This is a genomic window from Burkholderia torrens, assembly GCF_984668525.1.
In genome coordinates, this window is record NZ_OZ480213.1 from 1,116,121 (window position 1) to 1,142,138 (window position 26,018).

Annotated in this window: 23 protein-coding genes; 11 read left to right on the top strand and 12 right to left on the bottom strand. The window is 68.1% G+C overall.

Annotated features, from left to right (window positions below):
- Window positions 1-37 precede the first annotated feature (37 nt).
- Both AC5LXX_RS35270 and AC5LXX_RS35275 read right to left on the bottom strand, forming a co-directional pair.
- Window positions 38-1,621: an ABC transporter substrate-binding protein gene (locus tag AC5LXX_RS35270; protein WP_124456832.1), complete on the bottom strand. Its 1,584-nt coding sequence runs from the start codon at window positions 1,619-1,621 to the stop codon at window positions 38-40.
- Between the two features lie 454 nt (window positions 1,622-2,075).
- The gene (locus AC5LXX_RS35275) at window positions 2,076-2,744 is read right to left on the bottom strand and encodes a haloacid dehalogenase type II (RefSeq protein WP_322084739.1); all 669 of its coding nucleotides are present in this window, start codon (window positions 2,742-2,744) and stop codon (window positions 2,076-2,078) included.
- A 421-nt stretch (window positions 2,745-3,165) separates the two neighbouring features.
- Here AC5LXX_RS35275 and AC5LXX_RS35280 point away from each other — a divergent pair, with 421 nt between their 5' ends.
- The 5 genes from AC5LXX_RS35280 (at window position 3,166) to AC5LXX_RS35300 (ending at window position 8,680) form a co-directional block, all read left to right on the top strand.
- Window positions 3,166-4,026 (top strand): GNAT family N-acetyltransferase, encoded by an 861-nt coding sequence (locus tag AC5LXX_RS35280; RefSeq protein ID WP_124456834.1) that lies wholly within the window; start codon window positions 3,166-3,168, stop codon window positions 4,024-4,026.
- 12 nt (window positions 4,027-4,038) lie between these two features.
- Window positions 4,039-4,965, top strand: a complete 927-nt coding sequence (locus tag AC5LXX_RS35285) for a 2-hydroxyacid dehydrogenase (RefSeq protein WP_493413793.1) — start codon at window positions 4,039-4,041, stop codon at window positions 4,963-4,965.
- A gap of 160 nt (window positions 4,966-5,125) precedes the next feature.
- A complete protein-coding gene (locus tag AC5LXX_RS35290; RefSeq protein ID WP_493413794.1) occupies window positions 5,126-6,526 on the top strand; it encodes an aspartate aminotransferase family protein in 1,401 nt (466 codons plus the stop codon).
- An 85-nt stretch (window positions 6,527-6,611) separates the two neighbouring features.
- Window positions 6,612-7,103, top strand: coding sequence for an Lrp/AsnC family transcriptional regulator (locus tag AC5LXX_RS35295; protein ID WP_006749694.1), 492 nt, complete (start codon window positions 6,612-6,614; stop codon window positions 7,101-7,103).
- 104 nt (window positions 7,104-7,207) lie between these two features.
- Window positions 7,208-8,680 carry an NAD-dependent succinate-semialdehyde dehydrogenase gene (locus tag AC5LXX_RS35300; RefSeq protein ID WP_493413795.1) on the top strand — a complete coding sequence of 491 codons (1,473 nt, stop codon included), beginning with the start codon at window positions 7,208-7,210 and terminating at the stop codon, window positions 8,678-8,680.
- A 69-nt stretch (window positions 8,681-8,749) separates the two neighbouring features.
- On the opposite strand, the gene AC5LXX_RS35305 is transcribed toward AC5LXX_RS35300, so the two are convergent.
- The 4 genes from AC5LXX_RS35305 to AC5LXX_RS35320 all read right to left on the bottom strand — a co-directional run bounded on the left by AC5LXX_RS35305 (window position 8,750) and on the right by AC5LXX_RS35320 (window position 11,715).
- Entirely contained in the window at window positions 8,750-9,499 is a 750-nt protein-coding gene (locus AC5LXX_RS35305) for an amino acid ABC transporter ATP-binding protein (protein ID WP_124456838.1), read from the bottom strand.
- Complete coding sequence (locus tag AC5LXX_RS35310; RefSeq protein ID WP_493413796.1) at window positions 9,486-10,136, bottom strand: amino acid ABC transporter permease; 651 nt, start codon at window positions 10,134-10,136, stop codon at window positions 9,486-9,488. Before AC5LXX_RS35310 ends, AC5LXX_RS35305 begins: the two co-directional genes overlap by 14 nt.
- On the bottom strand, window positions 10,133-10,819 hold the full coding sequence (locus AC5LXX_RS35315; protein ID WP_493413797.1) for an amino acid ABC transporter permease: 687 nt from the start codon (window positions 10,817-10,819) through the stop codon (window positions 10,133-10,135). Before AC5LXX_RS35315 ends, AC5LXX_RS35310 begins: the two co-directional genes overlap by 4 nt.
- Before the next feature lie 89 nt (window positions 10,820-10,908).
- Window positions 10,909-11,715 (bottom strand): transporter substrate-binding domain-containing protein, encoded by an 807-nt coding sequence (locus AC5LXX_RS35320; RefSeq protein ID WP_124456841.1) that lies wholly within the window; start codon window positions 11,713-11,715, stop codon window positions 10,909-10,911.
- Between the two features lie 490 nt (window positions 11,716-12,205).
- On the opposite strand from AC5LXX_RS35320, the gene ansP reads away from it, so the two are divergent.
- On the top strand, window positions 12,206-13,696 hold the full coding sequence (ansP, locus tag AC5LXX_RS35325; RefSeq protein WP_493413798.1) for an L-asparagine permease: 1,491 nt from the start codon (window positions 12,206-12,208) through the stop codon (window positions 13,694-13,696).
- An 84-nt stretch (window positions 13,697-13,780) separates the two neighbouring features.
- Here the strand turns inward: ansP and hutC are convergent, their stop codons facing one another.
- The 6 genes from hutC to AC5LXX_RS35355 all read right to left on the bottom strand — a co-directional run bounded on the left by hutC (window position 13,781) and on the right by AC5LXX_RS35355 (window position 19,341).
- Window positions 13,781-14,536 (bottom strand): histidine utilization transcriptional repressor HutC, encoded by a 756-nt coding sequence (hutC, locus tag AC5LXX_RS35330; RefSeq protein WP_493413799.1) that lies wholly within the window; start codon window positions 14,534-14,536, stop codon window positions 13,781-13,783.
- A 49-nt stretch (window positions 14,537-14,585) separates the two neighbouring features.
- On the bottom strand, window positions 14,586-16,079 hold the full coding sequence (locus AC5LXX_RS35335; RefSeq protein WP_493405880.1) for an aromatic amino acid ammonia-lyase: 1,494 nt from the start codon (window positions 16,077-16,079) through the stop codon (window positions 14,586-14,588).
- A gap of 7 nt (window positions 16,080-16,086) precedes the next feature.
- Window positions 16,087-16,878: an ABC transporter ATP-binding protein gene (locus tag AC5LXX_RS35340; RefSeq protein WP_493413800.1), complete on the bottom strand. Its 792-nt coding sequence runs from the start codon at window positions 16,876-16,878 to the stop codon at window positions 16,087-16,089.
- Between the two features lie 27 nt (window positions 16,879-16,905).
- Window positions 16,906-17,652 carry an ABC transporter permease gene (locus AC5LXX_RS35345; protein WP_493405882.1) on the bottom strand — a complete coding sequence of 249 codons (747 nt, stop codon included), beginning with the start codon at window positions 17,650-17,652 and terminating at the stop codon, window positions 16,906-16,908.
- A 12-nt stretch (window positions 17,653-17,664) separates the two neighbouring features.
- Window positions 17,665-18,387 carry an ABC transporter permease gene (locus AC5LXX_RS35350; RefSeq protein WP_493413801.1) on the bottom strand — a complete coding sequence of 241 codons (723 nt, stop codon included), beginning with the start codon at window positions 18,385-18,387 and terminating at the stop codon, window positions 17,665-17,667.
- Between the two features lie 93 nt (window positions 18,388-18,480).
- A complete protein-coding gene (locus tag AC5LXX_RS35355) occupies window positions 18,481-19,341 on the bottom strand; it encodes a transporter substrate-binding domain-containing protein (protein WP_493413802.1) in 861 nt (286 codons plus the stop codon).
- A 470-nt stretch (window positions 19,342-19,811) separates the two neighbouring features.
- Here AC5LXX_RS35355 and AC5LXX_RS35360 point away from each other — a divergent pair, with 470 nt between their 5' ends.
- From AC5LXX_RS35360 to AC5LXX_RS35380, 5 genes are all read left to right on the top strand, one after another.
- On the top strand, window positions 19,812-21,506 hold the full coding sequence (locus tag AC5LXX_RS35360; protein WP_493413803.1) for a 5-guanidino-2-oxopentanoate decarboxylase: 1,695 nt from the start codon (window positions 19,812-19,814) through the stop codon (window positions 21,504-21,506).
- A complete protein-coding gene (locus AC5LXX_RS35365) occupies window positions 21,503-22,975 on the top strand; it encodes an aldehyde dehydrogenase family protein (protein WP_493413804.1) in 1,473 nt (490 codons plus the stop codon). The genes AC5LXX_RS35360 and AC5LXX_RS35365 overlap by 4 nt, the downstream gene beginning before the upstream one ends.
- Before the next feature lie 150 nt (window positions 22,976-23,125).
- On the top strand, window positions 23,126-24,223 hold the full coding sequence (locus AC5LXX_RS35370) for an ABC transporter substrate-binding protein (RefSeq protein ID WP_493413805.1): 1,098 nt from the start codon (window positions 23,126-23,128) through the stop codon (window positions 24,221-24,223).
- A 4-nt stretch (window positions 24,224-24,227) separates the two neighbouring features.
- Window positions 24,228-25,148 carry an ABC transporter permease gene (locus AC5LXX_RS35375; RefSeq protein ID WP_493413806.1) on the top strand — a complete coding sequence of 307 codons (921 nt, stop codon included), beginning with the start codon at window positions 24,228-24,230 and terminating at the stop codon, window positions 25,146-25,148.
- On the top strand, window positions 25,145-25,987 hold the full coding sequence (locus AC5LXX_RS35380; protein ID WP_124456852.1) for an ABC transporter permease: 843 nt from the start codon (window positions 25,145-25,147) through the stop codon (window positions 25,985-25,987). The genes AC5LXX_RS35375 and AC5LXX_RS35380 overlap by 4 nt, the downstream gene beginning before the upstream one ends.
- Window positions 25,988-26,018 lie beyond the last annotated feature (31 nt).

Genomic DNA, 26,018 nt, shown 5'->3' on the forward strand with positions numbered 1-26,018 from the left:
GTCCGCACCGGCCGCGCGACGGCGGCCAGCAACAACGTCATGCGTTCCACCACACGTTCTCGGCGAACGTGAAGCCCATCATCGGGCCGGTCGGGATCGAGCCGAGGCCCGCGAGCCGCTTGTCATATCCGTCGAGGAAGCTGATGAACGCCGGAATGCCGACGCGGCCCTGCTGCGACACGATCACCTGCATGTCGCCGTACATCTGCTTGCGCTTCGCGTCGTCGGTTTCCGAACGCGCGGCGAGCAGCAACTGGTCGAACTTCGCGTTCTTCCAGCCCGACTCGTTCCACGGCGCATCCGACTTGAAGAACTGCGTGAACAGTACGTCGGCGCTCGAGCGCGGGTTGATGTTGCCGAAGGTGAGCGGGTGCTTCATCCAGTGGTTCGACCAGTAGCCGTCGGGCGACGCGCGGTTGACCTGCAGGTTCAGCCCGATCTTCTGGCCGGCCTGCTGCAGCAGCACGGCCATTTCGATCGACCCGTTCGCGTCGGACGTCGCATAGATCGGCGGCAGCGTGGCGCCCAGCGCACCCGCCTTCTGGAACAGGAACTTCGCCTTGTCCGGATCGTGCGCCCGCTGCGGCAGCGACGCGTTGTAGTAGCGATGCCCCGGCGGAATCGGCTGGTCGTTGCCGATCACCGAGTAGCCGCGGAACACCGCCGTGCGGAGCTGCTCGCGATCGAACAGGTACTTCATCCCTTCGACGAAATCGGGACTCGAGACGATCGGGTTGTCGCTGCGCATGATCAGGTCGGTATAGAGGCCCGACTTGGTTTCCTTCAGCGCGTAGCCCGGCGTCGACGAGACCCGCTGCGTCGAGCGCGGATCGATCGCGTTGATCAAGTGCACGTCGCCCGACAGCAGCGCGTTCAGGCGCGCGGCGCTGTCGCTGATGCCGATCAGCTCGATCTCGTCGAGATACGGCTTGCCCGGCTTGAAGTAGCTGTCGTTGCGCACTCCGACGGTCGATACGCCCGGCTTGAACGATTTCAGCTTGTACGGGCCGCAGCCGATGCCGGTCGAGAAGTCGGTCGTGCCGTCCTTGACGATCACGAGCTGCGGCGTCGCGAGAATGACCGGCAGGTCCGCGTTCGCGCTCGCGAGCGTCAACGTGACTTCGTCGGGCCCGCTCGCCTTCGCATCCGCGAACTGTTCGGCAAGCGTCTTGACCTTCGACGCGGTGGCCGCGTTCTTGTGACGCATCAGCGAAAACACCACGTCGGCCGGGCCGACGGGCTTGCCGTCGTGGAACGTGACGCCCTTGCGCAGCTTGATGATCCACGTCTTCGCATCGGTCGTCTGCAGCGACTCGGCGAGGTTCATCTGCGGCGTGAGGCTCGCATCGAGCTGCGTGAGGCCGCTGTAGAACATGAAGAAGCGCGTATAGTCCGCACCCGTCGAGCCCTTGGCCGGATCGAGCGTGTCGGCCGTCGAGCCGGCTTCGTTCGCGACCCGGATCTTGCCGCCGCGCTTCGGCGCGGGCGCGGCGAATGCAGATCCGGGGGTCGTCAGCAGTCCGCCGGCGCCGGCGGCCATCATGCCGCTCGCCGCCATGACCTTCATCATGTCGCGGCGCGTGAAGCCGCCCTTGCCGCCGTTGTCGATATCGTCGCTCATCCGAACTGCTCCTGACTGTGGAAAGTGGGTCCAAGGGTCCAGCGTGGTTGTTCAATCCCGCCGCGCCCGCTTGCTGGTGGCGGGCGCTGCGTCGTACACATGCAATTCATTTAAGCATCGCCAAAATGCCGGTTGTCCCGATTCGAGGCGCCCTCACGATACGAATCGACCGTTTTGGGTGGCCCGCGCAGCATGATTTGCTGCGTGCTTGCAGGGACCTCGGACGGCTGCCCGCTGCGTACCGCTGCGCGTCGTCCGGTGCCGCTGGCGATGCGCGTGTGAAAGTTCAGAGGATTGCTGGCGGCCGCCAGGCATTCATCCCGAAGGCGCGGTGCAACGCGCACACTTGCGCGGCGTGGCGACGCCGCCGGCCTGCCAGGTGCGCGGGTTTTCCCCGGGTATCGCGACAGGCCGCGGCAGATGCGCGCGACATCGCACCGGGGAAACGCGTCGCTTACAGGCCGAGCTGCGTCGCGAGATGGCCGATGTCCGACACTTCGTAATAGTTGTAGAACGGCGTGCCCGGCTCGTGGCCGCGATTCACGAACGCCTTGTGCTTGATCCCGAGATCCTCGGCCGTCATCAGGTCGTAGCGCAGGCTCGACGACACGTGCAGCACGTCCTCGGGCTTGCAGCCGAGCTTGTCGAACATGTATTCGAAGCCCTGCATGCGCGGCTTGTACGATTGGGCCTGCTGCGCGGTGAACACGGCATGGAACGGCGCGCCGAGCTTGTCGACGTTGCTCATGATCTGCTCGTCCATTGCGTTCGACAGGATCACCAGCTTGTACTTCGAAGCCAGCCGCGACAGCCCGGCCGGCACGTCCGGATGCGGGCCCCACGTCGGCACCGCCAGATAGAAACGTTCGGCCTCGGCTTCGTCGAACTTCACACCGACCCGCGCGCAGGTGCGGCGGATTGCGTTGACGACGACGTCGCGGTACGGCTTCCAGGCGCCGAGCACCTCGTCGAGCCGATACGCGGCGAACGCACGTACGAACGCCTCCATCGCGACCGGCGACAGCCGGTCCGCATAGATTTCGCGCGCCGTCTCGGCCATCCGGAAATGGGTCAGCGTGCCGTAGCAGTCGAAGGTGATGTACTTCGGTTCAAACTGGATCATGGTGACGTCCTGTCGGTGTGAAGCCCCGGGCCGGGCCGGGGACGGGCTGGGTTTGACGAAATTGAATCAAGGCAAAAAGTGCCGCGCGCGTCGTTTGGCGCCGTCCGAAACGCAGAATCGCCGCGTGTTGCGCGGCGCGAGCAGCACGATATGCGGCGCGCCCCGCCCTGCCTGCCGCTGCGGTCCGCAGGCATTCGGGCGTGACGCCGCGCTTTCATCGTAGTACCGCCGTCACAGCAGGAACGGTCGAATTGACCGGCCGCGCCGGCACGACGTGCGGAATCGTCCGTGCCGGTCGAGCGGATTCGCGTCGATCGCGCGCGCAGGGCCGCGCCGCCGGAAAACAGGCGAATCGTCCTATCCGTTGCGCCGCCGCGCTGGCAGAGTAATCGCGTCATTTCCACCCCATCCGGAGTCCGGCGTGTCCGACCACAATCCTTCCCGCACGCTCACGTATCGCCCGCTCGCCGAAGCAGACCTGCCCGCCGCGCATCGGCTGTCGGAGGCGGTCAAGTGGCCGCACCGGCTCGACGACTGGCGCTTCGTGTTCGCGCTCGGCAACGGCTTCGTCGCCGAAGACGAAACCGGCATCGTTGGCACCGCGTTTGGCTGGCCCTTCGGCGAATCGCACGCGTCGCTCGGCATGGTCATCGTGTCGCCCGAGCGCCAGGGCCACGGCATCGGGCGCGAGCTGATGACCCGCGTGGTCGACAGTCTCGGCACGCGCACCATTTTTCTGCACGCGACGCCGGCGGGCGAACCGCTGTACGCGAAATTCGGATTCGAAGCGATCGATACGATCGATCAGCACCAGGGCGCGGCCTTCCAGCCGCCGCTGATCTCGCTGCCGCCGGGCGAGCGCCTGCGCCCGCTCGGCACCAACGACGGGCCGCGCCTCGCCGCGCTCGCGTCGCGCGCGGCCGGCTACGAACGCGGCGCCGTGATCGATGCGCTGCTCGACGTCGCGAACGGGATCGCGCTCGACCGCGACGGCGAGCTGCTCGGCTTCGCGCTGTTCCGCCGTTTCGGCCGCGGCCACGTGATCGGCCCGGTGATCGCACCGGATGCGCTGCGTGCGCAAGCGCTGATCAGCCACTGGCTCGCGCTGCACGAGGGCATGTTCGTGCGGCTCGACGTGCCGGGCGACAGCGGGCTGTCCGACTGGCTGCAGGGGCTCGGGCTGCCGCGCGTCGACACCGTCGTCGCGATGGCGCGCGGCGCGGCGCCCGAACGCGACCCGGCGCTGCGCGCGTACGCGATCGTGAACCAGGCGCTCGGTTGAGCAGGACACACGATGAGCTTTCTCTACAAGGCCGACCCGGTGCGCGGCGCACAATGGGCGGCGCGCTTCGCGCAACTGGCACCCGATCTGCCGTTCCGGATCTGGCCGGACCTCGGCGACGCCGCAGCCGTCCGCTATCTCGCCGCATGGCAGCCGCCGGACGACCCGGTCGCACTCCTGCCGAATCTCGAGGTCGTGTTCTCGGTCGGCGCCGGCATCGACCAGTTCGACCTGTCGAGCGTGCCTTCGCACATCCCCGTCGTGCGGATGATCGAGCCGGGCATCGTCGAAGGGATGGTCGAGTACGTGACGCAGGCCGTGCTGACGATCCACCGCGACCTGTTCGACTATGCGGCGCAGCAGCGCGAGCAGGTATGGCGCGAGCATCCCGTGCGCGCGGCCGCGTCGCGGCGCGTCGGCGTGCTCGGGCTCGGCACGCTCGGCCAGGCCGTGCTCGACACGCTGCGGCGCTTCGGTTTTCCGTGCGCCGGCTGGAGCCGCACGCCGCGCACGCTCGACGGCGTCGACTGCTACGCGGGCGACGCGGCGCTCGAACCGTTCCTGGCCCGCACCGACATCCTGATCTGCCTGCTGCCGCTCACCGACGGCACGCGCGGCCTGCTCGGCACGCGCGTGTTCGATGCGCTGCCGGCCGGCGCATCGCTCGTGCAGGTCGGGCGCGGCCCGCAGCTCGATGCAGCCGCGCTGCTCGCCGCGCTCGACGGCGGCCGCCTCGACAGCGCGATCCTCGACGTGACGGATCCCGAACCATTGCCGGCCGGCCACCCGTTCTGGACGCACCCGCGCATCCGGATCACGCCGCACATTGCCAGCGCGACGCGGCCCGACACCGCCGTCGACGCCATCCTCGCGAACCTCGCGCGCCATCGCGCGGGCCAGCCGATGGTCGGTGTCGTCGATCGCGCGCGCGGCTACTGACGGGCGCGCCCGGCCGGCCGGGCGCGCAGCAGAAAATGCCGAAGCGCCCCGTGCAAACGCCGCGTGCGTACGTTTCGCGCCGCAAATTGAAGACGCATGCGGATTTCTCGCCCGTTAGCATGAACTCACCGCTGACACCTGACGAGAGTCCCGCCTTCCCATGAACCAAGCCGCGCTGATCGAAGCCGATCGTCAACACCTGATCCACCCCGTCGTCAATTACCGTGCACACGAAGCGCGCGGCGTCACCGTGCTGGAATCCGCCGACGGCGTGTTCCTGCGCGACGCCGCGGGCCATACGCTGCTCGACGCATTCTCGGGCCTGTGGTGCGTGAACGTCGGCTACGGCCGCGACAGCATCGTGAAAGCCGCCGCCGACCAGATGGCGAAGCTGCCCTACGCGACCGGCTATTTCCATTTCGGCTCGCAGCCCGCGATCGAGCTGGCCGAACGGCTCGCGGCACTCGCACCGCCGTCGCTGAACCGCGTGTACTTCACGCTCGGCGGATCGGATGCGGTCGATTCCGCGGTGCGCTTCATCACGCACTATTTCAACGCGACCGGCCGCCCGTCGAAGAAGCACATGATCGCGCTCGAACGCGGCTATCACGGCTCGTCGTCGATCGGCGCCGGCCTGACTGCGCTGCCGGTGTTCCACCGCCATTTCGACCTGCCTCGCGCGGACCAGCACCACATCCCGTCGCCGTACCCGTACCGCCATCCGCTCGGCGACGATCCGCAGGCGCTGATCGCCGCGTCGGTCGCCGCGCTCGAGGCGAAAGTCGCGGAACTCGGCGCGGACAACGTCGCGGCGTTCTTCTGCGAGCCCGTGCAGGGTTCGGGCGGCGTGATTGTGCCGCCGGCCGGCTGGCTGAAGGCGATGCGCGAAGCGTGCCGGCGCCTCGGCATCCTGTTCGTCGCCGACGAGGTGATCACCGGCTTCGGCCGCACCGGCCCGCTGTTCGCGTGCGAGCGGGAGCAGCTCGATCCGGACCTGATGACCGTCGCGAAGGGCCTGACCGCCGGCTATGCGCCGATGGGCGCCGTGCTGATGTCCGACGAAATCTACGAAGGCATTGCGGGCAGCCGCACGGAGTCGGCCGCGGTCGGTCACGGTCATACGTATTCCGCGCATCCGGTCAGCGCGGCGATCGGCCTCGAGGTGCTGAAGCTCTATCACGAAGGCGGGCTGCTCGCGAACGGCCAGGCGCTGGCGCCGCGCTTCGCGGCGGGGCTCGATGCGCTGCGCGCGCATCCGCTGGTCGGCGACGCGCGCTCGGTCGGCCTGCTCGGCGCGCTCGAACTGGTCGCCGACAAGGCGCGCAAGACGCGCTTCGACGCGGCGCTGAACGTGCCGGACAAGATCGCGGCGGCCGCGTATGCGAACGGCGTGGTGTTTCGCGCATTCGGCGACGGCGTGCTCGGCTTCGCGCCGGCGCTGAGCTTCACCGCGGGCGAGTTCGACCTGCTGTTCGAACGCCTGCGCAAGACGCTCGACGACGTGCTGGCCGACACGGGCGTGCAGCGCGCGCTGGACGCCGCGCACGCGCAGCCGGCCTGACGGGCCAAGGGAAAGCCGGGCTTGTGGCGGCCATCGTTCGACTCTAAAGTAACCGGACATTCCATTTTTTCCGACTCACGTGAACATGACGGACAGCAAGCTGGATCGCATCGACCTGCGCATCCTCTCCCAGTTGCAGAAGCGCGGCCGCATGACCAACGTCGAACTGGCCGACGCGGTCGGGCTGTCGCCCAGTCCATGCCTGATCCGCGTGAAGCGGCTCGAGAAGGCCGGCTACATCGGCGGCTACGGCGCGCACATCCAGCTCGAGAAACTCGGCGACGTGCAGGTCGTGTTCACCGAGGTCACGCTGGCCGACCACCGCCGTGAGGACTTCGACCGCTTCGTCGCGGCCATCCGCAACGTCGACGAGATCGTCGAGTGCCACCTCGCGAGCGGCGGCTACGACTACCTGCTGAAGTTCATCACGCGCAGCGTGAGCCACTACCAGACGATCGTCGAAGGGCTGCTCGAGCAGAACATCGGCATCGAGAAGTATTTCAGTTACGTGATCATCAAATCGCCGTTCGTCAAACGGCACTACCCGCTCGAATCGCTGTTCGGCGAACGGCACTGACCGCAGCGTGCGATCGCCCTGAACGCGGCAGCCCGCTGTCCGCGCAGGATCATCACGCGCCCGCGCAGCCGCTGTCGCCGAACTGCTCCATCCAAGGAACTGTCATGCCGCTTACGCTGTCCCGAACCGAACTCGTTCGCACCGCCAACCTGATCGACGGCACGTGGCGCGACGCGCTCGACGGCCGCCGCTTCGACGTCACCGATCCGGCGACGCTCGAGATCGTTGCCTCCGCACCCGACAGCAGCGCCGCCGACGCGCGTGCCGCGACCGATGCGGCCGCACGCGCGCTGCCTGCATGGCGCGCGACGCCGGCCCGCGAACGCGCCGCGATCCTGCGTGCATGGCATGCGGCGATCATCGCGCACACCGACGATCTCGCGAAACTGATGTCGCGCGAACAGGGCAAGCCGCTCGCGGAAGCGCGCGGCGAAGTCGCGTACGGCGCGTCGTACGTGCTGTGGTTCGCCGAGGAAGCGACGCGCACGTACGGCGACCTGATTCCGCAGCAGCAGCGCGGCAAGCGGCTCAGTGCGGTGAAGGAACCGATCGGCATCGTCGCCGCGGTCACGCCGTGGAATTTCCCGCTCGCGATGATCGCGCGCAAGATCGCGCCCGCGCTCGCGGCCGGCTGCACGGTCGTCGCGAAGCCGGCGGAGGATACGCCGCTGACCGCACTCGCGCTCGCCTTCCTCGCACAGGAAGCCGGCGTGCCGCCCGGCGTGCTGAACCTGATCGCCGCGTCGCGCGAGCGCGGCATCGAGGCGGTGGGCGACTGGCTCGCCGACGGCCGCGTGCGCAAGATCACGTTCACCGGATCGACGCCCGTCGGCAAGCTGCTCGCCCGCGAATCGGCGGCGACGCTGAAGAAGCTGTCGCTGGAGCTCGGCGGCAATGCGCCGTTCATCGTGTTCGACGATGCCGAGCTCGACGCCGCGGTCGACGGGCTGATGGCCGCGAAATTCCGCAACGGCGGCCAGACCTGCGTGTCGCCGAATCGCGTGTACGTGCAGGCCGGCGTCTACGACGCCTTTGCCGCGAAGCTCGCCGCGCGCGTCGCCGCGCTGAAGGTCGCGCCGGCCACCGACCCGGCCGCGCAGATCGGCCCGATGATCAACGCGCGTGCGGTGGACAAGATCGCGCGCCACGTCGGCGACGCCATCGAGCGCGGCGCACGCGCGCTCGCCGGCGGCAAGCGCCTGACCGAACTCGGACCGAACTTCTACGCGCCGACGGTGCTCGCCGACGCCACCGCCGACATGCAGCTGACCTGCGAGGAAACCTTCGGCCCGGTCGCGGCGTTGTTCCGCTTCGAGTCCGAGGACGAAGCCGTCGGCGCCGCGAACGACACGCCGTTCGGGCTTGCCGCGTATTTCTATACGCAGGACGTGCGGCGCATCGCGCGCGTGTCGGCGCGGCTCGAAACCGGCATCGTCGGCATCAACGAAGGCGCGCTCGCGAGCGAAGCCGCGCCGTTCGGCGGCGTGAAGGAATCGGGCTACGGCCGTGAAGGCTCGCGCTACGGCCTCGACGATTACCTGTCGATCAAGTACCTGTGCCAGGGCGGGCTCGACTGAAGCCGACCCGCCGGGCGCGAGGCTGCGGCCCGGCAGCGGCCGGGCGGCAGGCACCTGCCGCCCGGCGCATCAGCGCGCGGCGGCTTCCGTGTGCCGGACGCTGCCTAGAAACCGCGTCAGCTCCACGGTCTGCGGCCGCTCGAAGATCTCCTCGGCGGTCCCGGTTTCCCACACCCTGCCCTGGTGCATGAACACGATCCTGTCGCTCACCGCCCGCGCGAAGTTCATTTCGTGCGTGACCATGATCAGCGTCATGTCCTCGCGCGCGAGTTGCTCGACGACGCCCAGCACCTCGCCGACCAGCTCGGGATCGAGCGCCGACGTGATTTCGTCGCACAGCAGCACGCTCGGCTTCATCGCGAGCGCCCGTGCGATCGCGACGCGCTGTTGCTGGCCGCCCGACAGCTGCTCCGGAAACGCGTCGAACTTGTCGCCGAGCCCGACGCGCTCGAGCATCAGCTCCGCGATCGCGCGCGCCTGCTGACCGTGCGTCTTCTTCACGACCGACTGCGCGAGCATCACGTTCTGCCCGGCGCTCAGATGCGGAAACAGGTTGTATTGCTGGAACACCATCCCGACCTTCAGCCGCAGCGCGCGCAGGTCCGCGTGCCGCGCGTCGACGCGTTCGCCGTCGATCGAGATCGTCCCCGCGTCGATACTCTCGAGCCCGTTGAGCGTGCGCAGCAGCGTGCTCTTGCCCGAGCCGCTGCGGCCGATGATCGAGACGACCTGCCCGCGCTCGACGGAGAAATCGATGCCCTTGAGCACATGATGGGAGCCGAAGTTCTTTTCGATTCCTCGGGTTTCAACGAGCGGCATGCCATCTCCTTTGCAACGTGCGCGCATATCGGGTGAGCGGATAACAGAGCGCGAAATAGATCAGCGCGACGAGCCCGTATACGACGAACGGCCGGAACGTCGCGTTCGAGATCGCGATGCCGGCCTTCGTCAGCTCGGTAAAACCAATGATCGACACCAGCGCCGTATCCTTCACGGCCTGCACGCCGAAGCCGACGGTCGGCGCGATCGCGATGCGCGCCGCCTGCGGCAGGATCACGTGACGCAGTTGCTCGACATAGCTCATCGCCAGGCTCGACGACGCCTCCCACTGCCCTTTCGGCACCGCCTCGACGCAGCCGCGCCAGATTTCGGCGAGATACGCGCTGGTGAAGAACGTGAGCCCTGCGGTGGCCGCAACCCACGGCGGAACGTCGAGCCCGACGAGCGGCAAGCCGAAGAACACGATGAACAGTTGCATGAGCAACGGGGTGCCCTGAAACACCTCGATGTAGAGCTTCGCGGCACCGCGCAGCACCGCCGAGTTCGACACGCGCATCACGAGCAGCCCGAGGCCGACGAGGCCGCCGGACACGAACGACACGATCGACAGCACGACCGTCCAGCGCGCGGCCAGCAGCAGGTTCGCGAGAATCTGCCCGAACGTGAAATCGGTCATCGCGCACCTCGCAGGCGGCGGGAGAACAGGCGGCGGCCCATCGCGCCGAGCGTGGCACGCAGCAGCAGCGCCATCGCCAGATACGAGAGCGTGATCACGAAATACGTCTCGAATGCGCGAAAGTTGCGCGATTGAATGTAGCCCGCCGCATAGGTCAGGTCGGCCACCGAGATCTGCGACACGACGGCCGACCCGAGCATCGTGATCACGATCTGGCTCGAGAGCGCCGGAAACACCTTGGCGAGCGCCTGCGGCAGGACGACGTGGCGCAGCATCTGCGCGCGCGACATCGCCAGCGCGGACGCCGCTTCGAGATGCCCTTTCGGCACGGCGGCGACGCCCGCGCGCACGATCTCGACCGCATACGCGCCGAGATTGAGCGTCATCGCGAGGAGCGCGGCCGTGTATTCGTCGATGTGCACGCCGAGCGCGGGCAGGCCGAAAAAGATGAAGAACAGCTGGACGACGAACGGCGTGTTGCGGATCGCCTCGACGTACGCGCCGATCAACGGGCGCAGCCGCACGGCCGCGCGCGCATCGGCGCTGTACGCGGCCGCGCCGAGCACGCCGATCGCCACGCCGAGCACGGTCGCGACCGCGGTCAGTGCCAGCGTGATCGCCGCACCGCTCGCGAACACGCCGGCATACTCGCTCAGTTCGCCGAATTGAAGCTGGTAACTCATGACAAAGGGATGGATTCGGGGTCGGACAACGACATCCGCCGCGCCGGGCATGCCGGCCGCGGCGGCGCATCAGGCACGGCTGCGCACGCTCAGAGTCCGGCCGGCAACGGCTGGCCGAGCCACTTCTTCGACATCGTGCCCAGCGTGCCGTCCTGCTTCGCGTGCGCGATCGTGTCGTCGATCTTCGCCAGCAGGCGCGGTTCGTTCTTGTTGACGCCGACGAAGCACGGCGAATTCTTGATCACGAACTTGACCTCGGGCCGGCGCGGCGGATTCTTCGCGAGAATGGCCGCCGCAACGATGTTGCCGGCGGCGATCAGCTGCACTTGTCCCGACAGGAACGCCTGGATCGTCGCGTTGTTGTCCTCGAAGCGCTTGATCGTCGCGTTCGGCGCGAGCTGCGACAGCGCGATCTCCTCGAGCGCGCCGCGCGTGGCGCCGACCGTCTTGCCGGTCAGGTCGGCGGGCGCGCTCACTTTCATGTCGGCCGGCCCGAACACGCCCTGGAAATACGGCGCGTACGCGGTCGAAAAGTCGATGACCTTCTCGCGCTCCGGCGTCTTGCCGAGCGACGAGATCACCATGTCGACCTTGTTGGTCGTCAGGTACGGAATCCGGTTCGCGCTGTTCACGGGCACCAGCTTCAGCTTCACGCCGAGCGACTTGGCGAGCAGTTCGGCCATGTCGATGTCGTAGCCCTGCGGCTGCATGTCCGTGCCGACCGAGCCGAACGGCGGATAGTCCTCCGGCACCGCGACGCGCAACGCGCCGTTTTTCGCGATGGTGTCGAGCGCATCGGCATGCGCCGGTGCGGCGGCGAGGAGCGCCATCGCGGATGCTGCGATCAGCGCAGCCAGCCAGGTGCGGCGGGGAAACGGTCGAGTCGTCGGGCTCACGGTGCATCTTCCTTGTCTGGTATGTCGTCGGGCAGCACAACCGTTGCGCCGCCCAAACCCCTTCAGCAAGAACCGGGCCATCGCCGTGCGAAGCTTGCCGCGGCCGCCCCGGACGGCATTCCTCGCGCGCCGCATTCCTCATTTCGGTGCATGGGCCGGCACCGGCCGCGGCGGCTGCCCATTTGCAGCGCGCCCCGGCGCACCAAATTAACCATTCTGTTCACGCACCGGCCTGCGACCGGCTCGCCGTGCGGGATCACGGCCGATCCCGTATGCACGGATTCGAACAGGCCCAGTCGAAATTTGCATGCCGTTTGTGATCGGAATAACGGCTGAATACGTTCACGACGTACCGGACCTTCGCCGCGCCCGGCGACACGCGATCAGGATGGCCAGCTGGATTCCGCGCCCCTGTTTCTCCGGTACCGGTGGTTCCGGTCGTCTCGCGACCGGAATGACTCCAATCACATTCGTGCACGAGGATGCAGTCATGGCATCGATTCCCGAACCGTCGACAACCGGCGACACCGACAAACGCAACTGGCTCGAATCACACGAAGCCGGTTATCACAAGACCCTCGGCAATCGACAGGTGCAGATGATCGCGATCGGCGGGGCCATCGGCACGGGGCTGTTTCTCGGCGCCGGCGCCCGGCTGCAGGCGGCCGGGCCGGCGCTCGCGATCGTCTATCTGGTGTGCGGCGCGTTTTCGTTCCTGATCCTGCGCGCACTCGGCGAGCTCGTGATGCATCGCCCCAGCAGCGGCAGCTTCGTGTCGTACGCGCGCGAATTCCTCGGCGAGAAGGCGTCGTTCGTCGCAGGCTGGATGTACTTCCTGAACTGGGCGATGACCGGCATCGTCGACATCACCGCGGTCGCGCTCTACATGCACTACTGGGCGCCGTTCGCAGGCGTGCCGCAATGGATCTTCGCGCTCGTCGCGCTTTGCATCGTCGCGACGATGAACCTGATCGGCGTGAAGTGGTTCGCCGAAATGGAGTTCTGGTTCGCGCTGATCAAGGTTGCCGCGATCGTGCTGTTCCTCGCGATCGGTTCGCTGATCCTCGGCACGGGCATGCCAGTCGCCGGCCATGACACCGGGCTGCATCTGATCACCGACCACGGCGGGTTCTTTCCGCACGGACTGATGCCGGCGCTGGTGCTCGTGCAAGGCGTGGTGTTCGCGTTCGCGGGCGTCGAGCTGGTCGGCACGGCCGCCGGCGAATGCAAGGATGCGCGCAAGGTGCTGCCGCGCGCGATCAACAACGTGATCTGGCGCATCGCGATCTTCTATGTCGCGTCGGTCGTCCTGCTCGTCTGCCTGCTGCCGTGGAGCGCGTACAAGGCCGGCCAGAGCCCGTTCGTCACGTTCTTCGGGGCGCTCGGCGTGCCCGGCATCGGTTCGGTGATGAACCTGGTCGTGCTGACGGCCGCGCTGTCGAGCCTCAACTCCGGCCTGTATTCGACCGGGCGCGTGTTGCGCTCGCTGTCGATGGGTGGCTCGGCGCCGGCGTTCCTCGCCAGGATGAGCGCGCAATCCGTGCCGTACGCCGGCATTCTCGTGACGGTCGCGATCTACGTGGTGGGCGTGCTGCTCAACTATCTCGTGCCGTCGAGCGTGTTCGAGATCGTGCTGAACATCGCGTCGCTCGGCATCATCAGCACGTGGGGCTTCATCGTCGTATGCCAGATGAAGTTCCGCGCCGCGGTCAGGCGCGGCGAGGTGGACGACGTGTCGTTCAGGATGCCCGGCGCGCCCGTGACGTCGTGGCTGACGCTGCTGTTCCTGCTCGGCGTGCTGGTCCTGATGGCGTTCGACTACCCGAACGGAACGTGGACGATCGCATCGATTCCGCTGGTCGCGCTGCTGCTCGTGGCCGGCTGGAAATGGCTGAGCAGCCGTGCGCGCCGCGCATTGCTCAAGCCGACGATTCCGTCGGTCGCGCTGACGCAGAGCGTGCTCGAGAAGGGTGACGACTGACGCCATGGCCGACGCGGGCCGGCAACCGTTGCCGGCCCGTCGTATCGCGCGTGGCGCGCCCCGTGCGGCCGGCCGGCGGCGTCCCTACACTTTCCCCGCCAGATGAAACCGCGACGCCGGATGCCACAGCGTGACCGACGTGGCAACCTGCTCGCCGACCCAGGTGCGGCGCCTCAACAGCAGGCACGGCTCGCCGATTTCCATCACGAGATGCCGGCGCACCTGCGCATTGGGCTTCTCCGCGTAGATCCTGAACTCGGCACGCTGAATCGGCGCCAGGCGCACCATGTAATGATTCGGCGTCTCGATCGAGAAGTCCTGCTCCAGATAGGCAGGAAACAACGCTGGATTGACGTAGCGATCCTCGAACTGGATCGGTTCGTCTTCCTCATAGTGCACGATGCGTGAATGAAACACGGGCCCGGAACGCAGTCCGAGCGCATCGATTGCTTCCGGATCGACGCTGCGCTCGATCTGCAGCACCCGCGCACGATGCCGATGACCGCGCTCGGCAATCTCGTCCGCGATGTTGCGGATCTCCAGCACCGTCGATTCGTAATGCCGGCGCTCGACGAACGTGCCGGCCCCCTGGATGCGGGTTAGCACACGTTCGGCCGTCAGCTCGCGCAGCGCGCGCGACACCGTCATCCGGGCCACGCCGAACTCCTTGACCAGTTCGGCCTCGGTCGGAATCGCGCCGCCGGGCTTCCAGTCACCCTTCGCGATCCGTTCGACGACGTAGCGCTTGATCTGCTGATAGGCCGGCAGTGCGCGCGCCGGCACGGCGTCGCCCGATGCCCGCGCCGCCCATGCGGCAGGTTCGCGTTCCGTTTCGTTCATGCGCCCTCGACCGAATGAATAATGGATGACTCGCCGTCGTCGCCCGTCGTCACTGCAACGAAGGCGGCACGCCCGCGACGATGGCGGCCGCGATCGCGATGTCGTCCGCAAGCGGCCGGTCGTCGCGATACGCCGGCACGCGTTCGCGCACGTGGCGCCACAACGCGTCGGTCGACGCGGCGCGCCCGGTTTCGTCCCGCTGCAGATCGTACGCCTGAGCGGCGGCCAACAGCTCGATCGCGAGCACGCGCGTCGTATTCTCGATGATGTCGAGCGCCTTCAGCGCCGCCGGTGTCGCATGACACAGGTGATCCTCCTGCAGCCCCGACGTGATGCCGCCGTCGAGGCTCGCCGGCGCCGCGAGCCGCTGGTTCTGCGCGACCAGCGCGACCGCCGTGTATTGCGCGATCATGAAACCCGAGCAGCTTCCGCCCGGCGTCGCGAGAAACGCCGGCAACCCGCTGACGAGCGGATTCACGAGCCGGTCGAGACGCCGCTCGGCGATCGCCGCGACCTGCGCCATCGCGGCCGCGAGGCTGTCCATCGCGAGCGCGATGCCCGCGCCGACGGCATGCGCCTGCGAATGCGCGGCCGGCGCCTCGCGCGTGCCGGCGACGATCGGATTGTCGGTGACGGACGCGAGTTCGCGATCGACCACCTCGGCCGTGACGACGAACACATCGCGCGCCGCGCCATGCACGTGCGGAATCGTGCGCAGGCTGAGCGGATCCTGCGTATGCCGGCCGCTCGCCGCAGCCAGCATGCCGCTGTCCGCCAGCAGCGCACGCAAGCGGGCACCGACCTGCCCGATGCCGGGCGAAATCCGCAGCGCAAGCGAGGCCGGGTCGAAGGCGGCAAGTTGTCCGCCGAGGTTCTCGAAGCTCATCGCCGCGATCCAGTCGGCCCAGTCGAGCAAGCGTTCCGCGCGGGCCAGCGCGAGCGCGGCCAGGCCCGTGACGCACGGGGTGCCGTTGACGAGGCTCAGCCCCTCCTTCGCGCCAAGCACGAGCGGTTCGCGGCCGATACGGCGCAGCGCCTCGTCGCCGCGCATGCGCTCGCCGCGATAGCGAGCATGACCGTGGCCGATGCAGACGAGCGCGACGTGCGCCATGTGGGTCAGGTAGCCGACCGAGCCGTGGGCCGGCACTTCGGGCAGGCAATCGTGTTCGAGCAGTGCGACGAGCTGCTCGACGACGTCGACACGCACGCCCGAATAGCCATGCGCGTAGTTGTTGATCGCCGCCGCCATGATCGCGCGCGTTTCCGCCGCACCGAGCGGCACGCCGACGCCCACCGCGTGGCTCATCAGGATGTTGCGCGACAGTTCGCTCTGCTGAGCGGGCGACACGATCACGTTGCACAGCGCGCCGACGCCCGTATTGACGCCGTATGCGCGAATGCCGCGCGCCACGAGCGCGTCGACGAGCTCGCGTGCCGCGACGACGCGTTCGCGCGCGTCGCCGGTCAAGCCGAGCGGATCGCCGGCCGCCACGGCCGCGACCTGCCGCCATTCGAGCGGCGTGGTGGAACGAAACACGGTCATGGCAGCCTCAGTTCGCGGTGCGGTCGTGATGGCTCGACACGAACTGCCGGAAGCGTTCCGAGCACTGGCCGCCGAACAGCGCATCGGGTGTGCCGTCCGCATCGACTTCGCCCTGATGCAGGAACATCACGCGATTCGACACATGGCGCGCGAAGCCCATTTCATGCGTGACGACCAGCATCGTGCGGCCCTCCTCGGCGAGCGAGCGCATCACGCGCAGCACTTCGCCGACCAGCTCGGGGTCGAGCGCCGACGTCGGTTCGTCGAACAGCATCACCTTCGGATGCATCGCGAGCGCACGGGCAATCGCGACGCGCTGCTGCTGGCCGCCCGACAGGTGCGCGGGATAGTAGCCGCGCTTGTCGGCAAGCCCGACGCGCGCGAGCAGTGCCTCGGCTTCCTCCACCGCTTCCGCCCGGCTGCGCTTCTGCACGCGCAGCGGCCCTTCGACGAGGTTGTCGAGCACCGTCATGTGGGACCACAGGTTGAAGTTCTGGAACACCATCCCGAGCTGGGAGCGAATCCGGTCGACCTGGCGCCGGTCGCTCGGGTGCAGCTTGCCGTCGCGCGCGCGCTTCATCGCCAGTTCCTCGCCCGCGAGCGCGACGGAACCGTCGTCGGGCGTCTCGAGCAGGTTCAGGCAGCGCAGGAACGTGCTCTTGCCCGACCCGCTCGCGCCGAGGATCGAGATCACGTCGCCCTCGTGCGCGTCGAGCGAAATGCCCTTCAGCACATGATGATCGCCGAACGACTTGTGGATGTTCTTGACCGACAGTGCGACGGGAGCAGCGGTGTTCATCGGTTTCTCCAGGAAAGTTTGGCGCGCTCAGGAAGCGACGCGGCGGGCATTGCGGGTCGCCGCGGCCGGCGCGCCGGACGGCTTCGGCGCACGCAGGTGCCCCGAGAGCCGCCATTCGAGCGCGCCGAGCAGGCGCACGACGATGAAGTTCAGGCCCAGATAGATGACGGCCGCGCAGACGAACACCTCGGTCGTCCGGTAGGTTTGCTGAATGATCTGCTGCGCGACGCCCGTGACCTCCCACACCGTGACGAGGCTCGCCAGCGCGGTCGACTTGACCAGCAGCACGGCTTCGGTCGAATACGCAGGCAGGCACTGGCGCAATGCGATCGGGCCGATCACGCGCCGCAGCAGCGCGAAGCCCGACAAGCCGATCGAATAGCCGGCCTCGATCTGTCCGACCGGCACGGCCATCAGCCCGCCGCGCAGGATTTCGGCCGTATAGCCGGCCGTGCACAGCGCGAGCGACAGCACCGCGCAGACGTATGGTTCGCGCAGCAGCGGCCACATGAAGCTCTCGCGAATCACGCCGAACTGGCCGAGCCCGTAATACACGAGGAACATCTGGATCAGCAGCGGCGAGCCGCGAAACACCAGGATGTACGCGCGCGCGAAGCGGTTCGGCAGCCAGTGCGGCGACACGCGCATCGTGACGATCACGAGCGACAGCAGGCCGCCGAGCACGAGCGACGCGAAGAACAGGCCGAGCGTGGTCGGCACGGCCGCGAGCAGCTGGCGCAGCGTGTCGAGGAGAAAAGCGAAATCGATGGACATGCCCGTGCTCCGTCAGTTGCGCGCGAAATTGCGGCGGAACGACCGGCCGACGATCGCTTCCGCCCGGTTGAACACGCGGTTCGACAAGCCCGTCATCAGCAGGTACAGCGCCCCGCCTGCGACGAAGAACACGAAATACTGGTGCGTCGAATTCGCGGCGATCTGGCTCGTACGCAGCAGCTCGGCGAGCCCGGTGACCGAGATCAGTGCCGAGTCCTTGAGGCTCAGTTGCCACACGTTGCCGATGCCGGGCAGCGCGAAGCGCAGCACTTGCGGCACCAGGATGCGGCGCAGCACCATGCTGCGCGGCATGCCGATCGCGCGCGCCGCCTCGAGTTCGCCCTTCGATACCGCGAGCACCGCCGCGCGATACACCTCCGCCTGGTAGGCGCCCGAGATCATCCCGACCGCGAGCGCACCGATCACGAACGGCGGCACGCCGATGAAACCTTCCGCGCCGAACCACTGGCCGACAGCCGTGACGAGCGTCGAGCCGCCGAAGTAGAACAGGTAGATGACGAGCAGTTCGGGGACGCCGCGAAACACGGTCGTATAGAGGTCGCCGAGCAGGCGCGCGCTGCGGTGGCGCGACAGCTTCGCGGCCGCGATCGCCGCGCCGATCACGGCGCCGACCGCGAGCGCCGCGAGCGTCAACGCGACCGTCATCAGTGCGGCGAGCAGCAGCACACCGCCCCAGCCTTCGGTTCCGAAGCCGAGCATTTCAAGAATCGCCATGCGTGCCTCCCGGCAAGCGTTGAGTGAATCCGCTGGATGCGCGCCGCCGCGCGTCGTTCGAAGGACCTGGCGCGGCGGCGGCCGGACGCGCGCTTACGGCGTGACGTCGGTCTTGAACCACTTGTCGGCAAGCTTCTTCACGGTACCGTCCGCGAGCGCCGCGCCGATCGCCGTATCGAACTTCGTCTTCAGGTCGGCATCCTGCTTGCGGAACGCGAGCCCTTCGCCCGGCCCCCAGATCGGCCCGCCGAGCTTCGGCCCCGCGAGCACGATCGATGCGGTGTCCTTCTTCGTGTTGTTCGCCGCGTAGTACGTCACGTCGTCGAACGATGCATCGATGCGGCCGGCGACGAGGTCGAGGTCGCGTTCGGGCGACGTCTTGTACACGCGAATCGACGCGATGTCCTTGAAGCTGTCGTTGATGAATTTCGTGTAGACGGTGCCCGACTGGATGCCGATCGTCTTGCCCTTCAGTTGCTTGCGCAGTGCGTCGACGGTGGGTTTGTCCGCATTCGCGTCACCCGTCAGCTTGACGATCGGCGCGCCGGGCGCGGCCTTCGGCAGGATCTTCGTATCGGTGACGGCGAACGTCGCCGGCGTCGCCGCATAGGGGCGCGAGAACAGCAGGATCTTCTCGCGATCCGGCGTGATGGAAATCGCATCCATCAGGATATCGAACTTGCCGGCCTGCAGGCCCGGAATCATCCCGTCCCAGTCCTGCGCGACCATGTTGCACTGCACCTTGATCCGCTCGCACACGTTGGCGAGCAGCTCCGGCTCGAAACCGCCCAGCTTGCCGCCCGGCAGCGTGAGGTTCCACGGCGCGTAGCCGCCTTCCAGCGCGACCGTCACCGTCTTCCATTCCTTGGCCTGCACGGGCGCCGCGAGCGTTGCCGCTGCAGCTGCGATGACGCCGATCGTCCTGACTGCCCACTTGATGCGCTTACCGTTCACGAGATTTCTCCTTGCGTTGAAGTTCGCCATCCCTTCGGTTCATCGAGCCGCCTCAGGAATTTGTCTATACAAGCATGCAAGAAGAAAAACGGCGAGACAAGCAGCGTTCAAAAAAAACCGGGGAAACGCGGGAAATCCCCTAATTACAGGCTTCCGGCGTGCGTCGTCATGGGGAATTCAGGCACGCACTTGGTGCAGTCCTGACGATCCAATCGCAAGGATGACTAGACAAATTCCGGATTCGATCACCAGCGTTGCGCGATCCGGCGCGAGAAGCCCCGCATGCCGGACCGGCCTGCATGAAGACCGGCACGCTGCGCGCCGCGAATCGATCGCGCCATGAACGGCGCTCATGCGGCGCATGAAATCTTATCGATTGTTGGCACCCCGGATCGACGCCGACAATCCGCTTCATGTCCCCTCGCTTGCGGTACGGGCCACTCCCCCTCCCAATCGGCACATCACGATCCATGAACCATCCGCTCCCCGTCTCCTGCCTCGCCGAGGCCCGCGCGGCCACGGCGGCACCGTTCCCTGCCCGCCCCCGCACCTGCGGCGAAGCACTCGTCGACCTCCTCGAACGCCAGGGCGTCGAATGCGTGTTCGGCATTCCCGGCGTGCATACCGTCGAGCTCTATCGCGGCCTCGCCGCATCGTCGATCCGTCACGTGACGCCGCGCCACGAGCAGGGGGCCGGCTTCATGGCCGACGGCTACGCACGCGTCACGGGTCGGCCGGGGGTCTGCTTCATCATCACCGGGCCGGGCATGACCAATATCGCGACCGCAATGGCACAGGCCTACGCCGATTCGATCCCGATGCTGGTGATCTCGAGCGTCAATGCACGACGCGAGCTCGGCAGCGGCGACGGCCGCCTGCACGAACTGCCGTCGCAGCGTGACGTGTTCGCGGGCCTCACCGCGTTCTCCCACACGCTGCTCGACGCGGCCGACCTGCCGCAGGTCCTCGCGCGCGCCTTCGCGGTGTTCGAGAGCGCGCGGCCGCGGCCCGTGCACATCGAGATTCCGCTCGACGTGATCGTGATGCCGGCGCCCGCGCTGCCCGCCGCGCCGCTCGCGCTGCCCGCGCGCCCCGCGCCGGACGCGAACGCCCTCGCGGCGGCCGCCGACCTGCTCGCGCACGCGCGCCGGCCGCTGATCCTCGCGGGCGGCGGTGCCATCCATGCGGCGGCGGAACTGCGCGAGCTCGCCGAACGCCTGCACGCGCCCGTCGCGCTGACGATCAACGCGAAGGGCCTGCTGCCGCCCGGCCACCCGTTGCTGATCGGCTCCACCCAGTCGCTGCCGGCCACCCGCGCGGCGATCCGCGATGCCGACGTGGTGCTCGCCGTCGGCACCGAGCTTGGCGAAACCGATTACGACGTCACGTTCGACGGCGGCTTCGCGATCGACGGCCGGCTGATCCGCATCGACATCGACGCGCAACAGCTGATGCGCAACGCCCGCGCGGAAATCGCCATCGCCGGCGATTCCCGGCTGGCGCTCGGCGCACTGTCGACCCGCCTGCACGAGCGGCCCGCGCCCACCCCCGAGACCGGCTGGGGGGCGCTGCGGGTGGCGGCCGTTCGCGCCGCGATCGCTTCCGGCCACGACGGCCCCGCGCACGCGCAGGCGCGGCTGATCGACACGATCGTCGCGGCGCTGCCCGGCGCGATCATCGCCGGCGATTCGACGAGCCCCGTCTACGTCGGCAATTTCACGCACGATGCGCCGGCGCCACGCAGCTGGTTCAACTCGTCGACCGGCTACGGCACGCTCGGCTACGGGCTGCCCGCCGCGATCGGCGCAAAGCTCGCCGCGCCTGCGCGGCCGGTCGTTTGCCTGATCGGCGACGGCGGCCTGCAGTTCACGCTGCCGGAGCTCGCGAGCGCGGTCGAGGCGCGCGTGCCGGTGATCGTGATCGTCTGGAACAACCGCGGCTACGGCGAGATCCGTAAATACATGGTCGCACGCGACATCACGCCGATCGGCGTCGAGCCCTATACGCCCGATTTCCAGGCACTCGCACGCGGGTTCGGCTGCGCGGCGCACGCCGCCGCGACGCCCGACGCACTGGCCGAAGCGCTGCGCGACGCGGCGGCACGCACGATTCCGACCGTGATCGAAATCGACGAGGCAAGCTGGTTCGGTCAGGTGCAGCGATGAGCACGACGCCCGATTTCGCGTTCGATCCGCCGCTGCACACGCGCCACTTCATCGACGGGACGTGGCGCGCGAGCGTCGGCGGCGCGACGCTGCCCGTCGTCGATCCGTCGACGGAAGCGCACCTCGCCGACGTCAGCGCAGGCGGCGAGGCAGACGTCGAACACGCCGTGCAAGCCGCGGCGCGCGCGTTTCCCGGCTGGAAACGCACGACCGGGGCCGAACGCGCGGCCCTGCTCCGCGCGATCGCGCGCGGCGTCGACGCACGCCGCACGCGGCTTGCCACGCTGCAGTCGCTCAACAATGGCAAGCCGTTCGCCGAGGCCGAGATCGACGTCGCGGACGTGATCGCCACCTTCGACTACTACGCAGGCCTCGCGGATCGTCTCGACACGGACGGCGAAACCGAGGTATCGCTGCCCGGCGGCGACCATCGTGCGTGGATCCGGCGCGAACCGGCCGGCGTCGCCGCGCTGATCGTGCCGTGGAATTTCCCGATGGTGACGACCGCTTGGAAGCTCGCACCCGCGCTCGCGGCCGGTTGCACCGTCGTGCTGAAGCCGTCCGAGATCACGCCGCTGCCCGAACTCGAACTCGCCGCGATCGCCGCCGAGGCGGGCGTGCCGCCCGGCGTGCTGAACGTCGTGACGGGCACCGGCCACGACGTCGGCGCCCGGCTGTGCGCGCATCCGCTCGTCGCGAAGGTGTCGTTTACCGGCAGCACGGCGGTCGGCGCACAGGTCATGAAGACGGCCGCGGACACGATCAAGGGCGTCGGCCTCGAACTCGGCGGCAAGTCGTCGATCGTCGTGTTCGACGACGCCGACCTCGATCACGCGGTCGAACTGATCGCGGGCGGCGGCCTCTTCAACGCCGGGCAGATGTGTTCCGCGACCTCGCGCGTGCTCGTCGCCGCCCCGCTCGCCGACGACCTCGTCACGCGCCTCGCGCGGCGGATCGACGCGACCGTCGTCGGCCCGCCGTTCGCGCCCGGCGTACAGATGGGCCCGCTGACGAACCGCGCGCAATACGAACGCGTGAAGTGCCACATCGCGCAAGGCCAGGCCGACGGTGCGCGGCTCGTCGCGGGCGGCGACGTGCTCGACGGCCCCGGCTACTTCATCCGACCCGCGCTGTTCGTCGACGTGCCGACCGGCAGCCCGCTATGGTCTGAGGAAATCTTCGGCCCGGTGCTGTGCGTGCGCGCGTTCGACACCGAAGACGACGCGATCGCGGCCGCCAACGATACCGAGTACGGGCTCGTCGCCACCGTCGTCACACGCGACACGGCCCGCGGCAAGCGAGTCGCCGACGCGCTCGAGGCAGGCGTCGTGTGGATCAACACGCCGCAGCTGATCTATCCGCAAACCTCATGGGGCGGCTACAAGCGCAGCAGCATCGGACGCGAGCTCGGTCCGTTCGGGCTGGCCGCGTTCCAGGAGATCAAGCAGGTCATGATGCCGGCCCGTTGAGACCGCCCGGCCCATGCGTTTATGTCATGGCGCGCATGCGGATATTTCGTTTGTTGCGGAAATTTGACCTCCCTACAGTTCATCCACACCCCGCGCCGCCGTTCGGCGACCGGCATCGAACCACACGGCATCGTTCATCAGGAGACGGCCATGCAACACTTCAAGTCGGGCAGAAGGCAGGTGATCAAAACCCTCGGCACGGCACTCGCTGCATCCGCCCTTCCGATGCCATTCATCAGTACTGCGAAGGCACAGTCGAGCAGCTTTGCCGGCAAGACGCTGCGCCTGCTCACCTGGTCCGACGATACCGGCGCGGCCGCGCTGCGCAACATCGCGGAAACCTTCAGCAAGCAGACCGGCGCACGCGTGATCGCCGATCGCGCGGACGGCACGTCGGGCATGGTCGCGAAGGTCAAGGCCGCGGGTGAACGGCCGACCTACGATGTCATCACGCTCGCCGGCGTGGGCGCGGCGGGTCTCGCCGATGCGGGCCTGCTCACGAAGCCGGACCTGAACCGGCTGCCGAACCTGAAGGACGTCGCGCCGCCTTACCGCACCGGTGCGAACGGCTTCGGCATCGGCTACCTGCTGTGGTCGGACGGGCTGATCTACAACACGGCGACCGTGAAGAGCGCGCCGGCGAGCTACGAGGCACTGTGGGATCCGAAGTACGCGGGCCGCCTGTTCCTGCCGCCGCCCGAGTGGGCCGAAGCGGTCGACCTCGCGATCATCGCCGCGAAGCTGGCCGGCGGTTCGCAGCAGAACATCGATCCGGGATTCCGGAAGCTCGCGCAGTTGAAGGATCGCGTGATGACGCTCGGTGAAAACCCGAACCAGGTGGCCGACCTGTTCCGCACCGGCTCGCTCGACATCGGCGGCATTTATTCGCCCGCGTTCTTCCCGGACCAGATCCGCAAGCCCGACTACAAGATGGGCGTGACGTACGGGATGAAGGAAGGCTTCGCGACGCAACTGATGTTCACCGTGATCCCGAAGGCGCACCCGGGCGACCTCGACCTGATTCACGCATTCATCAACCATTCGCTCGACGCAGGCGTGCAGGGCCGGATGGCGGCCGACGTGCTGAACGGCCCCGTGAACGCGAAGGCTGTGATTCCCGCGGAAAGCCGCGCGTTCGTGCCGTCGCCGCAGCAGATCGCGGAGAAAGCCGTGCTGCACGACGACAAGGCGCTCGCAGCCGTCCAGCCCGCGTGGATCAAGCGCTACACGGGCCTCTTCTCGGCGTAGCGACATGGCCTCCCTGTCCTCCCCCCGCGATGCAGGGTCGGCCGGCGCCGGCACGGCCGGTGCCGGTGCCGGCACCGACGCCGCCCCCGCGCTGGCGGGCGTGCCGCCGTGGCTGCTGCTCGCACCGATCCTCGCGTTCCTCGCGGTACTTGCCGCCGCGACGCTCACGGTATTGCGCATGAGCGTCGGCGTGTCCGGCGACGAATGGCGCACCTTCACGCTGCAGAACTACGCCGATCTCGCGGATCCGTACTTCACGACATCGCTGTGGCTCACGCTGCGCCTCGCGTTCCAGAGCATGGTGTGCGCGGTGCTGCTCGCGATCCCGGTCGCGCTCGCGATGGCACGCACCGAATCGCGGCTCGCGCGCCGGCTGCTGCTCGCCGGCGTCCTGCTGCCGCTGCTCGTGAACCTGCTGCTGCAAGGGTACGGCTGGCTCGTGATGCTCGGCCCGGCCGGGTTGCTCAACCGCACGCTGCTCGCCACCGGCATGATCGGGCGGCCGCTGCAATTGCTGTACCGCGAGCACGGCGTACTGCTCGGCCTGATCCAGACCGCGTTCCCGCTCGCCGTGCTGCCGCTGTCGAGCGCGCTGCGCGCCGTGTCCCGCGCGTACGACGAAGCCGCCGCGACGCTCGGCGCGAGCCGATGGCAGACGCTGCGGCACGTGACGCTGCCGCTCGCGATGCCCGGCCTCGTCTCGGGCGCGCTGCTCGTGTTCGCGTACAACGCCAGCGCATTCGCGGTGCCGCTGCTGCTCGGCGGCCGGCGCGTGCCGATGCTCGCGGTGCTCGTGCACGACGAAGTCGCACCGCTGCTCAACTGGCCCGCCGCCTCGGCATCGGGCGTCGTGCTGATGGGCGCGACGCTCGTCGTGATGGCGGTTTCCCAGCGCCTCGCGCGCACCCTCGAGGTGAACCGATGAATGCCCTGCTCCTGCGCGCGCCCATGCCCGGGCGCCTCGGACGCGTGACGGGCGCGCTCGCGACGCTCGTGCTGTTCCTCGCGGCGCTGCCGATCCTGACGATGATCACGATGTCGTTCGGCGCGTCGGGCACGCTCGAATTCCCGCCGCGCGAATTCAGCCTGCACTGGTATCGCGCCGCCTGGCAGACGTTCGTGTCGTCCGATGCGGGCAGCGCGCAGTCGATGGGCGCCGCGTTGACGACGAGCCTCGTCGTCGCGGTCGCGACGATGCTGATCGCGACCGCCGTGTCGGTCCCCGCGGCTTACGCACTGTCGCGCTACCGCTTCCGCGGCAAGACGCTCGTCGAGCAGCTCGTCGCGCTGCCGATCGTCTATCCGCTCGTGATGCTCGGCCTCGCGCTGCTGATCGTGTTCAACGCGCTGCCGGTCGAACTCGGCATCGTGCGGCTCGTCGTCGCGCACGTGATCTTGACGCTGCCGTTCACCGTGAAGAACTGCGCCGCGTCGGTCGCGTCGATCGGCCCCGATTTCGAGGAAGCCGCGTGCCTGATGGGCGCGAGCCCGCGCCGCGCGCTCGTCGACGTCGTGCTGCCGCTGATGCGGCCCGGCATCCTCGCCGGGATGCTGTTCGCGTTCATCGTGTCGTTCAACGAATTCACCGTGACGTTCTTCCTGTACAGCATCGACACGATGACGCTGCCGGTCTGGCTCTACAGCCGCACCGTGTCGTCGCTCGACCCGACCGTATTCTGCTTCGCCGTGTTCACGGTCGCGATCGACTTCGCGCTGATCTGGATGCTCGAAAAACTCGTCGGCGACAAGGGCGTCGCGCTCTGACGCGCGCCGCCTCGCCATCGCCCGCGCAAGG

Excerpts from the sequence above, each read along its gene's own strand:
- AC5LXX_RS35350 (WP_493413801.1), bottom strand. The coding sequence starts at position 18,387 with ATGGCGATTCTTGAAATGCTCGGCTTCGGAACCGAAGGCTGGGGCGGT.
- AC5LXX_RS35365 (WP_493413804.1), top strand. The coding sequence starts at position 21,503 with ATGAGCACGACGCCCGATTTCGCGTTCGATCCGCCGCTGCACACGCGC.
- AC5LXX_RS35380 (WP_124456852.1), top strand. The coding sequence starts at position 25,145 with ATGAATGCCCTGCTCCTGCGCGCGCCCATGCCCGGGCGCCTCGGACGC.
- AC5LXX_RS35360 (WP_493413803.1), top strand. The coding sequence starts at position 19,812 with ATGAACCATCCGCTCCCCGTCTCCTGCCTCGCCGAGGCCCGCGCGGCC.
- AC5LXX_RS35335 (WP_493405880.1), bottom strand. The coding sequence starts at position 16,079 with ATGACCGTGTTTCGTTCCACCACGCCGCTCGAATGGCGGCAGGTCGCG.
- AC5LXX_RS35370 (WP_493413805.1), top strand. The coding sequence starts at position 23,126 with ATGCAACACTTCAAGTCGGGCAGAAGGCAGGTGATCAAAACCCTCGGC.
- AC5LXX_RS35290 (WP_493413794.1), top strand. The coding sequence starts at position 5,126 with ATGAACCAAGCCGCGCTGATCGAAGCCGATCGTCAACACCTGATCCAC.
- AC5LXX_RS35300 (WP_493413795.1), top strand. The coding sequence starts at position 7,208 with ATGCCGCTTACGCTGTCCCGAACCGAACTCGTTCGCACCGCCAACCTG.
- AC5LXX_RS35315 (WP_493413797.1), bottom strand. The coding sequence starts at position 10,819 with ATGAGTTACCAGCTTCAATTCGGCGAACTGAGCGAGTATGCCGGCGTG.
- AC5LXX_RS35275 (WP_322084739.1), bottom strand. The coding sequence starts at position 2,744 with ATGATCCAGTTTGAACCGAAGTACATCACCTTCGACTGCTACGGCACG.
- hutC (WP_493413799.1), bottom strand. The coding sequence starts at position 14,536 with ATGAACGAAACGGAACGCGAACCTGCCGCATGGGCGGCGCGGGCATCG.
- ansP (WP_493413798.1), top strand. The coding sequence starts at position 12,206 with ATGGCATCGATTCCCGAACCGTCGACAACCGGCGACACCGACAAACGC.
- AC5LXX_RS35305 (WP_124456838.1), bottom strand. The coding sequence starts at position 9,499 with ATGCCGCTCGTTGAAACCCGAGGAATCGAAAAGAACTTCGGCTCCCAT.
- AC5LXX_RS35295 (WP_006749694.1), top strand. The coding sequence starts at position 6,612 with ATGACGGACAGCAAGCTGGATCGCATCGACCTGCGCATCCTCTCCCAG.
- AC5LXX_RS35285 (WP_493413793.1), top strand. The coding sequence starts at position 4,039 with ATGAGCTTTCTCTACAAGGCCGACCCGGTGCGCGGCGCACAATGGGCG.
- AC5LXX_RS35375 (WP_493413806.1), top strand. The coding sequence starts at position 24,228 with ATGGCCTCCCTGTCCTCCCCCCGCGATGCAGGGTCGGCCGGCGCCGGC.
- AC5LXX_RS35270 (WP_124456832.1), bottom strand. The coding sequence starts at position 1,621 with ATGAGCGACGATATCGACAACGGCGGCAAGGGCGGCTTCACGCGCCGC.
- AC5LXX_RS35310 (WP_493413796.1), bottom strand. The coding sequence starts at position 10,136 with ATGACCGATTTCACGTTCGGGCAGATTCTCGCGAACCTGCTGCTGGCC.
- AC5LXX_RS35340 (WP_493413800.1), bottom strand. The coding sequence starts at position 16,878 with ATGAACACCGCTGCTCCCGTCGCACTGTCGGTCAAGAACATCCACAAG.
- AC5LXX_RS35345 (WP_493405882.1), bottom strand. The coding sequence starts at position 17,652 with ATGTCCATCGATTTCGCTTTTCTCCTCGACACGCTGCGCCAGCTGCTC.